Origin of the sequence: Arthrobacter sp. UC242_113, from assembly GCF_044054585.1 — a bacterium.
In the GTDB taxonomy this organism is placed as follows: domain Bacteria; phylum Actinomycetota; class Actinomycetes; order Actinomycetales; family Micrococcaceae; genus Arthrobacter.
In genome coordinates this window covers 18,211-32,278 of record NZ_CP171972.1, presented here as the reverse complement: position 1 = coordinate 32,278, position 14,068 = coordinate 18,211, and the positions used below count along the sequence as shown (strand labels likewise).

Below are 14,068 nucleotides of genomic sequence, written 5' to 3'. Positions count from 1 at the left end.
GACTTGAGCAAGCGAGAAGCGCAACTGCCATGAGCAATCGCAAGGACACCAGCTGGAAGAATCTCGAAGGCCAGCAGGTCCAGGTATATAAGGACGGCGATGTTTTCCGCACTGGCTACGTCGAGGAGGTCACCTTCTCCGGTGACGCCCTCTGGCTGCAAGCGTACGGCGCCTACCAGCGCGTGCTGCTCTGCAGAGCTGATGGCTACCACATCATCGCAATGCCCGAAACACCAAGGGAACAAGAATGCTGATTGACCGGACCCAACCCCACCTTGACGTCACCGTTAAGGATCGCCCGTCGATGGACGAGGACCTCAACAGGGCCATGGGCCACCTGCTTAAACTGGCACCAAGAACGAAGACTCACGGGCTCCTCATCACCCGTCTCCGCCATGGTCACTTCACGGTCGGGTTCAGCCGGGACGTTCCTTTCGGCTATACGCGCGAGCAGGACCACCGGAGCAGATGAGCGACTCGATGACCTCGGAGGCCGGGCACGAAAGAGCCCAACTACAAGCCCGCCCAGTTAGCTAGATTGTCTCCTTGCACTGCTCCGGACTCAGCAACGGAACGCCTGGCGCCAACAGCATCCAGGCAATGATAGAAGGTTTTTCTAAAATCCAAGGAAACCGGTATCAATGCGGCATCCGCCCGACCAAATTTTGTTGTAAATTTTAGGAATGGAATTGCGACGATACGGCACCGCCACCTTGATGGATGTGGCGCGCTTGGCAGGGGTTTCACGGTCCACAGCCGCGCGCGCATTGGGCAAATATGGTTCCGTAAGCCCTGAGCTTCAGTCCATGGTTGCCGCCGCAGCCGAGACGCTGGGGTACCGCGGCAACGCATTAGCCAGGAGCGTCAGTTCGGGACGCTCCCACACCATAGGCGTCGTTGTCAGCGACATCGAGAATCCGCATTTCGCCCGCGCTGTTCGCGGAATGACCGATGTGGCAAAGTCCGCCGGCTACGACGTCATCCTTGCCAATACAGATGAAAACATTGACGCTGAACGTGCAGCAGTCCAAGTCTTTCTCGACAAGCGAGTGGATGGCCTGATCGTGGCATCGACGAGCCGCAGCGACTCAGGGCATCTCCTCGACGTCGTGGGCATGGGCCGCCCGCTTGTACTCTTCGACCGGCGCCCCGACAACGTGGAATCCGACTGGGTCGGCACCGATTCCTTCTCAGACGCAAAGAGCGTCATGAAGTACCTAATCAGCAAGGGCCACACGAAAATCGCGTTCCTTTCAGCCACTACTAAGACTCCGGAGGAGCTCGAGGCCGGGCACCCTCTCCCAATTTCACCCATAGCGGACCGAGTCCGAGCCGTTCGGGAGGCAGCCCTGGAAGCCGGCATCGAATACGAGTTCATCTCGGGAGCCATGTCACCTCAGAAATCGCACGAACTGGTGACCTCACTGTTACATCGGACAAACAGGCCCAGCGCACTGATTGCCTCCTACAGCAAGATTGCCCTCCCGGCTTTCCAAGCCATCCATGCGGCGGGAATGAGCGTGCCGGAGGACCTCTCACTGGTATGCCTGGACGATACCGAGTGGATGACTGTCAGCTGCCCCGAAGTCACCGCCATCTCGAATCCTGCCTACGACATGGGAATGAAGGCCGCGGAAGTCCTTCTGGGGAGAATCGAGGGCTCGGGTCCCGTCTCCAAAGATCACCTGTTGTCAGCCACCTTCATCCAAAGGGCATCCGTTGCCGACCTCAGCAGAACAGCGCTGAGACAGCGCGCGTAACCCCCCCCTTTTTCCGGTGCTGGACGCCGTAGCCGGCGCGGCAGTCCGTGCATATCGGAAATAGTGACAAACAACCAATTGCGCAAGATACCGGTGTCTCATAGACTTAATCAAGTCTTGAGATACCGGTGTCCACCGATACGTAATCTTCGGGTAATCCGCCCGATAGACATTGACACCACCGGTTTACCTAGACGATACTTTTGTTGCAAGAGTGATGCTGATCACCTCATCGTGACCAGCGTAGAAGCAGCTCAGGAAAGAACGGATCGCAATGGGGCGGCCCCTCCGGGACGTCCACCCAGCGAATCCCCGGAATTCGCGAGCGGGTTCCACGCCTCCATAGGAGGCTTGGAGTCTTCCAGGTCCTAGTTGCGAGGCAAGGATATGCATCAACGCCGCCTCACAAAGTTGCGGAGCTGGTCATCACCGAGACGCTTCCAGGAGCTGGTCCGCAACGGCCAGCACAGCAGTTGGGCAGCGGCTTATGACGGTCTGCGGGTCAGGCCGGTAACGCGGGTTGATCATGAGCCCGGTCAGCGCTGATATACGCGGCGCAGCATCTAACCCCCACGATCAGGAAAAAATCATGAACATTCAAACAGAGCCGAGCGTCAAGGGCGCTGCTTCGGTCGATCTGAAAATTGTCCCCCGACGCCACGTGGGGCGGTGGATCGGGGCCGCAGGCGTGGTCCTTTTCCTCGTGTGGCTGGGGGTTTCCTTCTACCGCGCGAAGATCGACTGGGCTACCGTTCAGGAGTATTTGGCAGTCCCGGTATTGATTCAGGGCATCGGTGTGGCCTTGCTCCTGACCGCGGTTGCGATGGCGCTGGGTCTGCTTCTTGGCGTCATTACGGCCGTGATGCGCCTGTCCAAGAACCCTGTGGTTTCTGGCGTCGCCTGGCTCTACATTTGGGTCTTCCGTGGCACACCTGTCTATCTGCAGCTGCTGATGTGGTTCAACCTGGCCCTGATCTTCCCGGTCATCGGCATTCCGGGGCTCTACTCCGGCCGCATGATCGATGTCCTCACTCCCTTTATCGCGGCTTCCATTGGTCTTGGCCTGAACCAGGGCGCCTACACCTCCGAGGTTGTCCGAAGCGGCATCCTTTCCGTGGACGAGGGTCAGACCGAAGCCGCGCAGGCAGTGGGAATGACCAAGCTGCAGGCCATGCGCCGCATTGTTCTGCCCCAGGCAATGCGGGTCATCATCCCACCAGTCGGAAACGAAGTGATTGGCATGCTCAAGACCACTTCCCTGGCTTCCGCAATCGGCGTAAGTGAAATCCTCTCCGAAGCCCAGCACATCTACTACGTCAACAACCGCATCATGGAACTGCTCATCGTCTGTGCTGTCTGGTATCTGGGCGCGGTATCCATCCTCAGCATTGGCCAGTTCTATCTCGAAAGGTACTTCGCCAAGGGAGCCTCCAGCCGGCAACTGCCCCAGACACCCTTCCAGCGGATCAAGAGCATCTTCGGCACCAACAGGAAGGCACTGTCATGAGCACCAACGTTCTGGTCCGGGCCGAAAACGTCCACAAAAGCTTCGGCCTCAACGAAGTCCTCAAAGGCATCAACCTCGAAGTCCAAACAGGCGAAGTTGTCTGCCTCCTCGGAGCCTCCGGTTCCGGGAAGAGCACCTTCCTGCGCTGCATTAACCACCTTGAAACGCTCTCAAACGGACGCATCTGGGTAGGGGACAAAGTCGTTGGTTACCGCCAGGAAGGGGACAAGCTCTACGAACTCTCGGACAAACAAGCAGCCCAGCAGCGTCGCTCCATCGGCATGGTCTTCCAAAGGTTCAACCTCTTCCCCCACATGACAGTGCTGGAAAACATCATCGAAGGACCAGTGCTCGTCAACAGGGTCAAACCTGCCGAAGCCAAACGACACGCCTCCGAACTCCTCGCCCGCGTCGGTCTGGCAGGACGCGAGTCCTCCTACCCCCGGCAACTCTCCGGCGGCCAGCAACAGCGCGTAGCCATCGCCCGGGCCCTGGCCATGAAACCGGAACTGATCCTCTTTGACGAACCAACCTCCGCCCTGGACCCGGAACTCGTCGGAGAAGTGCTCGACGTCATGAAAGACCTGGCCCGATCAGGACTCACCATGATCGTGGTCACCCACGAAATTGGCTTCGCCAAAGAAGTAGCAGACCGCGTCGCGTTCATGCATGACGGAGAAATCGTCGAACTCGGCCCACCCGCCGAAGTCCTCGGAAACCCCCAACACGACCGCACCAAAGCCTTCCTCTCCCGCGTCTTCTAACACAACTGGCAGTCCGGGAACGGGTGACTTATTCCAACCTGAACAAGGCAGTTCATGGGTGGATCTTCAAGAGATTGGCCCGAGCCCAAGACAAGTTCGGCTCATGGCTGGTCTTCGAACCACCAAAACTACGCAATCACTATCTTTAACGAAGGAACCAATAATGAAGATTTCAAAGGCCGCAATTCCGGTAGGGGCCCTGGTAGCAGCGGCATCGCTGGCACTGACCGGCTGTGCTGGTGGAACAAGCGCCTCCGCGGAAGACGCGTCCCAGGGGGGTCTACCTCAAGAGATCAAGAGCAGTGGGAAACTCCGTGTCGGACTCTCTCCTGATTTTCCGCCCATGGAATTCAAGGACAGCGACAACAAGCTGATAGGCGCTGACATTGAGCTGGGACAAAAGCTCGGCGAAATCCTCGGAGTCCAGATCGAAGTCGTCGAATCACCTTTCGAGCAGCTGATGAACTCGGTCCAGACCGGGCGTGTGGATCTGGTGATTTCCGGCGTGTCCGATACGTTGGAGCGGCAGAAGACAGTTGACTTCATCGACTACTTCCAGTCTCAAGCCCGTATTTACACGACTGCAGCACGCGCGGGAGAGTTCACTAAGCAGAGTGACGTTTGCGGCAAACAGCTGGCTGTCAGCAGCAGCGCCGAGCAGTATCAGCAGGTCAAGGACCTCAACAAGTCGGTTTGCGTCGATAATGGCCTGCCTGAAATCAAGATCTTGGCCACCGATAGTGGCTCGTCTGCCCGCCTTCAGATCGAGCAGGGACGCGCCGACCTAGCAGCTCAGGGAGGCGAGAATCTCGCGTACTTCATGAAGCAGGAACCTGGCAAGTACGCGCCAGTCCTCGAGCCGCTGCCAGCTGAACCGTTCGGCGTTGTTGTGGCGAAAGGCAGCACCCAGCTGGCTGAAGCAATCAAGGACGGATTCAGCGAGATGAAGTCGTCGGGCGACTACCAGAAAATTCTCGACAAGTGGAAGCTGGGTTACGGAGCAATGGACCCCGAAATCAACAGCGTTAAGTAGACAGGGCATGAAAATTGGTGCAGGGGCTGCTGCCTCTGGGCATGCCGCCCCTGCACCGGATTAGACCCACAGATTGCCGCTGCACCCTCTCATCACCGGCGGGTTCCCGAGCCAGTTCACCTTGCCGTCGTGCTTGCCCACCCAGCGGCGCTCCTGGCGTTGTGGACATCTCAGTGACCGGCTCCACGCGCCACCAGATCAAAAAATTGAACGGAAAGAGCAATGCACGAACAGGGCAACCGACGAAAACACGTGGTGGTCATCGGAACCGGTGGAACCATAGCTTCATCAGGTGCCGACGCCATAGACTTCCACAACTACAGCGTCAGCAGCACGGTCGAGCAAATCCTGACAGCGGTACCTGAAGCAGGCCAGATCGCCCGACTCAGCAGTACCCAGCCGGCCAACGTGGACAGTTTCATGATTGATAATTCAGTCCTGCTGGCGGTCGCACGGGCAGCCAAAGATGCCGTCCAGGATGACGCGGTCGACGGCATTGTCATAACTCACGGTACAGATACTCTCGAGGAAACAGCCTACTTTCTCCACCTGGTTCTTCCGACCAACAAGCCTGTCGTTGTGGTTGGTGCTATGCGCCCTGCCACTGCTATGAGTGCCGACGGGCCACTAAACCTTTTCAACGCCATATTGGCTGCAACCAATTCTTCCTCTGTGCAGAAGGGAGTCCTGGTCGTTGTCAATGGCCACATTTACAGCGCCCGGGACGTGATGAAGCGCGACACTTCCTCCATTGATGCAATCGACGGGGGAAAATATGGAATCTTGGGCGAAATCTCCGGGGAAAACGTCAATTTCGTGCATGCTCCGGTCAAGCCGCATACGTCCAACAGTGAGTTCAGCCTGTTTGGTCTCGATGAACTGCCACACGTTGATGTCCTATTTGATCACCAAAGCGCTGGCCCACACCTATACGAGGCTGCCCTTGCAGCAGGAGCCAAGGGCATCGTGGTTGCCGGCACCGGAAACGGCAGCCTTTCAGCCGGAGCACGGCAGGGTGCGGCCTATGCCCACGACGCAGGAATTCCTTTCATCAGGGCCAGCAGAACGGGGCAAGGCATAGTTGCGTCACTGAAGAGCGACTCCGAGCACGGGATTATTTCGGCCAATTCGTTGACCCCACAGAAAGCGCGAGTTCTTGCGATGCTTGCAATAGCCCACGGGGAAGGTGTTGTGGGATTACAGGACGTCTTCGACAACTACTGACTGAACCCCCAGTACGAACATACGGCTTCACCGGCTCGGGGCCGGAACTCGACCGTTCCCGTTTCAGTCGAAACCATCGTTTTTGTTGACTGCATAGTATCGGTGGAGGCGAGGGACATCACCAGGGTAGGGCATGCCCCGCCCTTGGCGCGGACACACGGAAAGGTGCAGCCTGTCGGGCGGGCTCCATGGCTTGATATGCATCAGCACCCCCCAGTTGCTTCGACTAATGGGGGTTTGGGTGGCTTTTCGTGGTCGGAATCGGACCTGCCCAAGAAGGTTGGGTGTGGATCATTCACGGGAATCCCTTTGACCGATAACTGTATTTGAGGCAGTGGCCGTCAACCGGCCGGCCCCAAAGAGAAAGATGGTAGCGATGCTGCTGGCACTCCTCCAGGAGAACTCCATAGTCCTTGACACAGTGGCCAATTGCGCCGCGATTGAATCTGCTGCCCGGGCAGCTGCGGCGGGAGGCGCTGATCTCCTGGTGACGCCCGAGCTCTTTCCCGTGGGATATGCCCCCCTCCAAGTACGGTCGGAGCTGGATCCAAGGCTCCTGCCATCGCTTCATAACCAATTGGCGGGTATCGCCAAGAAACACCACATTGGCCTCGTGTACAGCTTGCCGCGCGTCACTGAGACAGGGGAGTGGCAGATTAGTGCCACCCTGGTGGATGCCGAGGGTACAACACTGCTTGATTATGGCAAGGTTCATCTGTTCGGCCCCGCGGAGAGGAACGCCTTCACCCCAGCGGGAAACCGGCCCGCTGTCGTCGAATTCCACGGCATTTCGTTATCCATGATGATCTGCTACGACGTCGAGTTTCCGGAGTCGGTACGTGCTGCGGCAATGGGAGGCGCAGAACTTCTTCTAGTACCGACAGCACTTGGGCACGGGTTTGATGACGTCCCACAAGTGCTGGTCCGCGCCCGCGCCCTTGAAAGTCAGTTAGCTATCGCCTATGCCAACCACTCGGGCGTGGAGGACGGCAACAAGTTTCTAGGCGGCAGTGTCATCGCCGGTCCTGACGGAAAGCTGCTGGCTTCCGCCAGCGAAGGACCTACATTGCTTTTAGCCACGATAGATCCAGAAGCAGTAAAGCGTGAGCGCCGCACGGTTCCCTATCTGGATGAGCGCCGTGCGGACCTATACCAAGTCTGGGAAGCTGACCACAACGGGACCACCACCCCTCCCACGGTGTCCGCAACGAGGACAAACCGCATCCGACCCGCCACTCACTGACGCTTCTCCTGAACGTCGATCACCACTTCCCGCTCGCTGAACGAACCATAAGGCAAAATTTCCATGACCATCGCCACCGAACTCCCAGCGTCCGATCCTTCCAGCACCTCCACACTCACGGAGGATGCCGCCACCCGACGCCCGGTAGAGCAGCTTGGCCCCATCACCATGCTGAACCCGGACTTTCCGTTCAGCTACGACCACTACCTGGCCCACCCGGACGGCCTGGGATCGGTGCCCGAAGAACTTCTGGGCACCGAGGTTGCCGTGATCGGTGCCGGGCTGTCCGGCCTGGTCACTGCCTATGAGCTAATGAAGCTGGGGCTGCGCCCGGTGGTCTACGAGGCGGACCGGATCGGCGGGCGGCTCCGCACCGCCGCTTTCCCCGCTGCCCCCGGCGTCGTGGCGGACCTGGGCGGCATGCGCTTCCCCGTGTCCGGCAAGGCGTTCTACCACTACGTAGACCTGCTGGGCCTGGAGACCCAGGATTTTCCCAACCCGCTGGCCGAGGCCACGTCCAGCACCGTGATCGAACTAGTCGGCCAGAAGCACTACGCGGAAAAGCCCACCGACCTGCCGCCCTTCTTCCGGGAGGTTGCCGACGCCTGGAAGGCAGCGGTGGACGACGGCGCCAAGTTCGGCGAAATGCAGGCCGCCATCCGTGCCCGGGACACGGCCCGGATTAAGGAACTCTGGAACGAGCTGCTCCCGCTGATGGACGAGCAGACGTTCTACGGGTTCATCGCAGCGAGCGAGTCCTTTAAAAGGCAGGCTTCGCGCACCGCGAGGCCTTCGGGCAAGTGGGGTTCGGCACCGGTGGCTGGGACACCGACTTTCCCAACTCCATCCTGGAAATCCTGCGCGTCGTGTACACCGACGCCGACGACCAGCACCGGCTCATCCGCGGGGGAGCGCAAAGGCTCCCCGAAGCACTCTGGCACCACGCGCCGTCGCGCATCGCGCACTGGCCGGTCGGCACTTCCTTAGCGTCGCTGCACTCCGGCTCGCCCCGCGGCGCCGTCGGAAAAATCAGCCGGAACCCGGACGGCAACCTCCGCGTCCGCGAACGCTGGGGCCGCGAAGCCAGCTACCCGGCCGTCGTCACCACCTGCCAGTCCTGGCTGCTCTCCACCCGGATCCACACCGAGGAAGCGCTCTTCCCGGCCGAGCTATGGACCGCCATCGAGCGCTCCCACTACATGCAGTCGTCCAAGACATTCGTTATGGTGGACCGGCCGTTCTGGAAGGACATTGATCCGGAAACCGGCCGGGAAGTGCTGTCCATGACCCTGACGGACCGCCTCAACCGCGCCACCTACCTGCTGGACAACGGCCCGGACCAGCCCGCCGTGATCCTGCTGTCCTACACGTGGAACGATGACGCGCTGAAGTGGCTGGCGCTCGACGCCGACGAACGGGTGGAGCTGATGCTGCACTCCCTCCAGCAGATCTACCCGGGAGTGGACATCGCCAGCCACATCGTGGGCCAGCCCATCACCGTCTCCTGGGAGGCCGACCCCAACTTCATGGGCGCCTTCAAAGCGAACCTGCCCGGCCACTACCGCTACCAGCAGCGGCTGTTCACCCACTTTAAGCAGGACAAGCTGCCGGAGAGCCAGCGCGGCATCTTCCTCGCCGGCGACGACGTCTCGTTCACCGCCGGTTGGGCAGAGGGCGCCGTGACCACGGGCCTGAACGCGGTGTGGGGCGTCGTGAACCACCTCGGCGGCTCCTCCGCGCCGGGCAACCCCGGCCCCGGCGAACTGCTGGACGCCATCGGACCCATCAAGCTGTGACTCCCAGCAGGGTTCGAACCATGCTCACGGTCAGCGCCAATTTTCTGCTGTGCATCCGCAAATGCCCATGCCGAGACCCAAGGACACTGATGAATCCAGACCATCACTCGAAGCCTAGTGCTATCGCACTTCTCTTTCATGATCCGCTTTCAAAAGTGCACCGGAACAACGCGCTGGCGACGACACGAAGAAGCAAGCGCCGTAACGACCTTCCGGAAGGACTGCCCCCTCAACAGAGGGCTGGGCGTGAAGAACGAATAGGTCTGGTGCAGGCGGACCTCACAAGATTGATTGAGAGCCGGCGCGTCCAGCAAGGTGTGGAATGGAGAGAAAAGAGAAGGTACTGATACTCTTTTGCGCCCCGTTTACCGGTGCGGACTCTATCGTTTTGATGTCTTCGCATACCCGGATCGATTAGAGACCATCCGCACGAGAGCCAATACGCGAAAGAGATCGACGTGGCCTTGCGTCATCCCCAGCAATCTGAGGTGGGCAGGCCCGGTATCCACGGCCGTGTCGAGAACCAGACGATTCGCTCCTTGGCTACGGGCAACCCGGACGGCTTCCCGCAGTAGAAGTGATCCGAGGCCGCTTCGCCGGGCGTCGGGCAATACCGCCAGAATTTTTAACTCCGACTCACCTTCCAAGGCTTGCTCATTTAACGGAGAACCGAAGGGCAGGACGCTGGCGGTCCCGAGCAAACGTCCTGTGACGATGTCCTCTGCAACTAGGAGGACGCCTTGCCGCGCCCTGGTTCCGGTGTCGAGCAATGTTCGCGTCGGCCCTTTCCAGGCTGCTAAACGGCGGGTAGATGGGTATCCAAGGCCTTCCCAAGTAAGACGCCCCACAGTCTCATTTTCGACTGGTAACGCGCGTCGGATTAGGTAATCTGTTTCGTTTTCTTGTTTGCCCGCGGTGGTCCTTTCGGAGCCCAACGGCCCGTGTGGATGAGCTGTCAGTTGCATAGCTGCAGCAAGACTTTGCCCTTCTGAACCACGGATTCTGCGTGGCGGTGGGCGTCGATAACGTCGTCGAAGGGAAAGACACGATCCACAACCGGTCGGAGCAGTCCTTCGGACACCATGGGCCAGATATCGCGCTGGACGCCCTTTAGGATGCGCGCCCGTTCTGACAGGGGCCGGTCGCGCAGTGATGTCACATGCAAGGACATGCGCTTTTCCATCATGATGCTTAGGTCAATGCCTGCTGCTTTTCCGCCCTGCAACCCGATCACTACTATTTGTCCATCCATGGCGGATGCCTCCATGTTTCGAGCCATGTAGAGGGAACCCATGTTGTCAAGGATGATGTCAGCACCGGCCCCTAGGGATTCCTGCTTGATGACATCGACGAAGTCGTTTTCACGGTAGTTGATGACGACGTCTGCTCCCAGGGAGCGGCAGAAGGCCGCCTTCTCTGCAGTGCCGCAGGTAGTGAACACGCGTGCGCCCATTGCCTTGGCTATTTGTATTGCTCCGGTTCCGATTCCACCTGCCCCGCCATGGATGAGGACGTTCTGCCCCGAGCGTAGGCGGCCGATGTCAATTAGGTTGGACCAAACCGTTGCCGCCATCTCTGGCAGGGCGCCCGCCTCTGTTAGTGCTGCCCCCTTTGGTGCCGGCAGCACTAAGGAGGCGTGGACGGACACCTGCTCTGCACATAGGCACCACCTGGAAGCAGTGCGCAAACCTCGTCACCCTCTTGGAAACTGGTGACGTCAGCTCCGACAGAGACGACCCTGCCGGCGCATTCGAGCCCCAACCGCTCAGTGGCCTCTGGCTTCAGCCCGTAGACTCCCCTTCGCTGCAGCAGGTCCGCGAAGTTCATACCTACGGTGGCGACTTCGATGACAACTTCTGTGGCATCCGGATGAGGGAGGGTACTCTCAACGATACGTAAAACCTCGGGATCACCCGGTGCGTCAAATTCAACTGATTTCGAGATGTTCTCGATTCCGTTAGTATGGCTCGTTTGCTGGCCAAGGTTCTCATAGTGACGTGCCAACGCCCCCGTCAATGAGTTCTTATCTTTCCTGTCACTCAAGTGAGGAGGCTTCGGGTTGCCGCCCGCAGCGGGCGGTGTCAGGGGAGGAGGACCGGCTGGAGTTCCTCGAACCGGTCACCGGGGCCGGGATTATCGGGGTGTGTCTTGCCGCCGAGCTGGGTCATGACGCCCCACACCGCATTAAGGCCCGTTGTGACAGCACCATCGGCCCAGCCGCCGGTCCAAGAGACGCCGTCGCCAGCTAGGTAAATCCCTCGGTGGCCCGCCTCCATGCCGTCCTGCATGAAGTGGGTGTAGAGGCGGCGCTGGTAGCGGTAGTGACCGGGAAGGTTGTCGCTGAAGGCGCTCATAAAATCGGGGTCATCCTCCCATGAGGCCGTCATGGGTTCCCCGACAATGTGCGAGGCGATGTCCACGGTGGGGTAAATCTGTTTGAGCGAGTGGAGCATCAGCAGCACCCGCTCATTGGCGTCAAGGGAAAGCCATTTCAGGGCGTCGTCGTTCTGGGTGTAGGAGAGACAGATGAGGGCGGGCTGGCCTGGGCCGTTGTCCAGCAGGTAGGTGCCGCGCGTGAGCCGGTCCGTCAGCGTGGTACTCATGACTGGCGTCCAGTTGCGGGGTCAATGTCCTTCCAGAAGGGCCTGTCCACCAAGACGAAAGTCTTGGAGGACTGCATATAGTGACTCCGCTCGATGGCAGCCCAGAGCTGATGGCTGAAAAGCGATTCGTCGACGTCGATGCGCGCCGACAATAGCCAGCTCTGGCAGGTCGCGATGACGGCCGGGAACCTTCACGTCCTTCCCCATTGGTCAGTTATGTCTATAGCACCGGTTCCGACCGAGGCGGCTCCACCCGGGCTTGGCTGCCGCCGGATGGCACGCACTCCCGGGCGCGGATAGGTGCCGTGGAGACTGGCCAAGCTGGTTCCGGCAGGCCAATGCGCCGTCCCAGCGGGGGCGGGCCGCCAGAGGCGTTCGGGCAGCAGCTGCGCACCGCCCACGATGCGGTGCTGATCGGTATCGGCATCCACATAGACCACCCGGAGGATTTCGAGGATGGAGTCGGGGAAGTTCGTGTCCCAGCCGCCGGTGCCGAAGCCCACCTGTCCGAACGCCTCCCGGTATTCGAAAGGCAAGGCCGAGAACGCCTTGGAGGTGGCCAGATAGCCGGAGAAGGAGACATCGCCGAAGCGTGGCACCAGCTCGTTCCAGAGCTTCTTGCCAGTTAGGGCGTTGAGCGCAGCGCCTTGCTCACTCCGATTGACCGCAGTGGAGTGTCAACATTACCTCGATTGGAAGTCGCGGGACTCGCCGTTTATTGAAGAGACTGAAGAGGAGTCCTCAGAAATTCTGGGGCGCTTGGAGGGGATGCGACGCGCTTTTTTGAGGAAAAAACTGACGTCCCTATGACCTAATACGGGTCAGGCCGGCGACGCAGAGTCCATCCCGAACATCACGCGTGAACTCCTCCTCTGGGCAATAGTCATCGTGGCATCAGACGGGCTGATAGCCCTTACCCCACACCTCACCACCGGGCTACCCCACAAATCGCTTTACGCCCGGACATCCCGGACTTCCCAACCTCTTTCCATGGGGAAGCCAAGTATGTGAATCCTCGCTTGCTCTCAAGAGCACCACGAGCCTCATCGTCGAGCTCAGAATCAGACTTGCTGGAGCGCCGCCGCCTTCCAGGAGCGGATCACATCCTCAACCGTGACAACAGTGCCAAAACAAGACTGAATGGTGTACAGCGAACGCCAGTGTTGTTCTTCGTCATACTCCGCAGAAGCATCTTCAACTACGAAGGTTTCGTACGATCGTTGGTGAGCATCACGGGCGGTCGATTCTACGCAGATATTGGTCGTGACCCCGCAGATAATTAGCCTTCGGATTCCACGTGCTTGCAGTAGTGGCTCCAATCGGGTTCCTATAAAACAACTAAATCGCGATTTATCGATGATGAACTCACCTGGTTTAGGTTGTATGTCGTCGATAAGCTCCGCTGCTACTGTTCCCTCAGTCCGTGTCTTTGGGGTGGGCGGCCCAAGGGCGCGGCGGCCGTTGGCAGGAGCCTCGTCGGCGTTATCGGCCATGTGGGCCAGGCGTGCGTAGATGATTGTCTGATTAGACTCTCGTGCTGCTTCAATTAGCTTTAGGCATGGGCCTATAGCGGAACGCAACGCAGATAAGTCAGTGCCTTCGGGCGCCATGCTGTGTTCAGGCTCAAGAAATACCTTCTGCATGTCTACGACTAGCAAAGCAGTAGGACTTTTAGAGAAGGTAAACGGTTCTCGTCCTACCCCGCCCATCCACTGCTCATACGAAATCCAACCCATGTTTACCTTTCCTAAGTGTCGAAAAACCCTTTACCGTTCCAGGGAACTCACCTAAATGAGTATTAGCCGGTCCGCTGGCATACTCATGCACACGTTTGGTCCTATACGTGCAGCGATAGCTTCATTCACCAACGTTCAGACAAGCCAATTACTTTGCATTCCTTTACTCGAGCTTTTAACCGCATTCAAATGAATATGAGTTACAATCCCTTATGGGGCCGGCGTAGCCGGCCGAAGCCAGTCTGCGGTGATGACTGGCGATAAACTGCACCTACGATAACGTGGAACACTACACGCAAATCTCGCATGACTCGGGCAGTTAGTCTTGAAACGCGTTTCTAGACTAAGCAAGGGCAGGGCGGCACGTCCTTCCCGCTCCGGTTACCTCTTTGCCCTTCCCGC

At 59.1% G+C, this 14,068-nt stretch carries 12 protein-coding genes and 2 pseudogenes; 9 read left to right on the top strand and 5 right to left on the bottom strand.

The window, feature by feature from the left end; genetic code table 11:
* Window positions 1-29: 29 nt before the first annotated feature.
* The 9 genes and pseudogenes from ACHMXB_RS21975 (at window position 30) to ACHMXB_RS21935 (ending at window position 9,327) form a co-directional block, all read left to right on the top strand.
* Window positions 30-254, top strand: a complete 225-nt coding sequence (locus ACHMXB_RS21975) for a hypothetical protein (RefSeq protein ID WP_395405859.1) — start codon at window positions 30-32, stop codon at window positions 252-254.
* The gene (locus ACHMXB_RS21970) at window positions 248-472 is read left to right on the top strand and encodes a hypothetical protein (RefSeq protein ID WP_395405857.1); all 225 of its coding nucleotides are present in this window, start codon (window positions 248-250) and stop codon (window positions 470-472) included. The genes ACHMXB_RS21975 and ACHMXB_RS21970 overlap by 7 nt, the downstream gene beginning before the upstream one ends.
* 211 nt (window positions 473-683) lie before the next feature.
* Complete coding sequence (locus tag ACHMXB_RS21965; RefSeq protein ID WP_395405855.1) at window positions 684-1,760, top strand: LacI family DNA-binding transcriptional regulator; 1,077 nt, start codon at window positions 684-686, stop codon at window positions 1,758-1,760.
* Between the two features lie 589 nt (window positions 1,761-2,349).
* Window positions 2,350-3,267: an amino acid ABC transporter permease gene (locus ACHMXB_RS21960; RefSeq protein WP_395405853.1), complete on the top strand. Its 918-nt coding sequence runs from the start codon at window positions 2,350-2,352 to the stop codon at window positions 3,265-3,267.
* Complete coding sequence (locus ACHMXB_RS21955) at window positions 3,264-4,031, top strand: amino acid ABC transporter ATP-binding protein (RefSeq protein WP_395405851.1); 768 nt, start codon at window positions 3,264-3,266, stop codon at window positions 4,029-4,031. The genes ACHMXB_RS21960 and ACHMXB_RS21955 overlap by 4 nt, the downstream gene beginning before the upstream one ends.
* A gap of 163 nt (window positions 4,032-4,194) precedes the next feature.
* Window positions 4,195-5,064, top strand: a complete 870-nt coding sequence (locus ACHMXB_RS21950; RefSeq protein ID WP_395405849.1) for an ABC transporter substrate-binding protein — start codon at window positions 4,195-4,197, stop codon at window positions 5,062-5,064.
* A gap of 222 nt (window positions 5,065-5,286) precedes the next feature.
* Window positions 5,287-6,288 carry an asparaginase gene (locus ACHMXB_RS21945; protein WP_395405847.1) on the top strand — a complete coding sequence of 334 codons (1,002 nt, stop codon included), beginning with the start codon at window positions 5,287-5,289 and terminating at the stop codon, window positions 6,286-6,288.
* Window positions 6,289-6,664: 376 nt separating this feature from the next.
* Window positions 6,665-7,531 (top strand): carbon-nitrogen hydrolase family protein, encoded by an 867-nt coding sequence (locus tag ACHMXB_RS21940; RefSeq protein WP_395405845.1) that lies wholly within the window; start codon window positions 6,665-6,667, stop codon window positions 7,529-7,531.
* Between the two features lie 63 nt (window positions 7,532-7,594).
* A pseudogene (locus tag ACHMXB_RS21935) lies at window positions 7,595-9,327 on the top strand (FAD-dependent oxidoreductase).
* 380 nt (window positions 9,328-9,707) lie between these two features.
* Here ACHMXB_RS21935 and ACHMXB_RS21930 read toward each other — a convergent pair.
* The 5 genes and pseudogenes from ACHMXB_RS21930 to ACHMXB_RS21910 all read right to left on the bottom strand — a co-directional run bounded on the left by ACHMXB_RS21930 (window position 9,708) and on the right by ACHMXB_RS21910 (window position 13,666).
* A complete protein-coding gene (locus ACHMXB_RS21930) occupies window positions 9,708-10,292 on the bottom strand; it encodes a GNAT family N-acetyltransferase (RefSeq protein ID WP_395405843.1) in 585 nt (194 codons plus the stop codon).
* The gene (locus tag ACHMXB_RS21925; RefSeq protein WP_395405841.1) at window positions 10,283-10,780 is read right to left on the bottom strand and encodes a zinc-binding dehydrogenase; all 498 of its coding nucleotides are present in this window, start codon (window positions 10,778-10,780) and stop codon (window positions 10,283-10,285) included. The genes ACHMXB_RS21930 and ACHMXB_RS21925 overlap by 10 nt, the downstream gene beginning before the upstream one ends.
* Before the next feature lie 173 nt (window positions 10,781-10,953).
* On the bottom strand, window positions 10,954-11,370 hold the full coding sequence (locus ACHMXB_RS21920) for an alcohol dehydrogenase catalytic domain-containing protein (protein WP_395405839.1): 417 nt from the start codon (window positions 11,368-11,370) through the stop codon (window positions 10,954-10,956).
* A 38-nt stretch (window positions 11,371-11,408) separates the two neighbouring features.
* Window positions 11,409-12,550: pseudogene (locus ACHMXB_RS21915) on the bottom strand (flavin monoamine oxidase family protein); the annotation flags it as partial.
* 441 nt (window positions 12,551-12,991) lie between these two features.
* A complete protein-coding gene (locus ACHMXB_RS21910; RefSeq protein WP_395405837.1) occupies window positions 12,992-13,666 on the bottom strand; it encodes a cysteine hydrolase family protein in 675 nt (224 codons plus the stop codon).
* Window positions 13,667-14,068: the final 402 nt, after the last annotated feature.

What these genes read in the sequence shown, in the direction of transcription:
- ACHMXB_RS21950 (WP_395405849.1), top strand. Translation starts at nt 4,195, where the DNA reads ATGAAGATTTCAAAGGCCGCAATTCCGGTAGGGGCCCTGGTAGCAGCG.
- ACHMXB_RS21940 (WP_395405845.1), top strand. Translation starts at nt 6,665, where the DNA reads ATGCTGCTGGCACTCCTCCAGGAGAACTCCATAGTCCTTGACACAGTG.
- ACHMXB_RS21970 (WP_395405857.1), top strand. Translation starts at nt 248, where the DNA reads ATGCTGATTGACCGGACCCAACCCCACCTTGACGTCACCGTTAAGGAT.
- ACHMXB_RS21910 (WP_395405837.1), bottom strand. Translation starts at nt 13,666, where the DNA reads ATGGGTTGGATTTCGTATGAGCAGTGGATGGGCGGGGTAGGACGAGAA.
- ACHMXB_RS21960 (WP_395405853.1), top strand. Translation starts at nt 2,350, where the DNA reads ATGAACATTCAAACAGAGCCGAGCGTCAAGGGCGCTGCTTCGGTCGAT.
- ACHMXB_RS21955 (WP_395405851.1), top strand. Translation starts at nt 3,264, where the DNA reads ATGAGCACCAACGTTCTGGTCCGGGCCGAAAACGTCCACAAAAGCTTC.
- ACHMXB_RS21925 (WP_395405841.1), bottom strand. Translation starts at nt 10,780, where the DNA reads ATGGGCGCACGCGTGTTCACTACCTGCGGCACTGCAGAGAAGGCGGCC.
- ACHMXB_RS21945 (WP_395405847.1), top strand. Translation starts at nt 5,287, where the DNA reads ATGCACGAACAGGGCAACCGACGAAAACACGTGGTGGTCATCGGAACC.
- ACHMXB_RS21930 (WP_395405843.1), bottom strand. Translation starts at nt 10,292, where the DNA reads ATGCAACTGACAGCTCATCCACACGGGCCGTTGGGCTCCGAAAGGACC.
- ACHMXB_RS21965 (WP_395405855.1), top strand. Translation starts at nt 684, where the DNA reads ATGGAATTGCGACGATACGGCACCGCCACCTTGATGGATGTGGCGCGC.
- ACHMXB_RS21975 (WP_395405859.1), top strand. Translation starts at nt 30, where the DNA reads ATGAGCAATCGCAAGGACACCAGCTGGAAGAATCTCGAAGGCCAGCAG.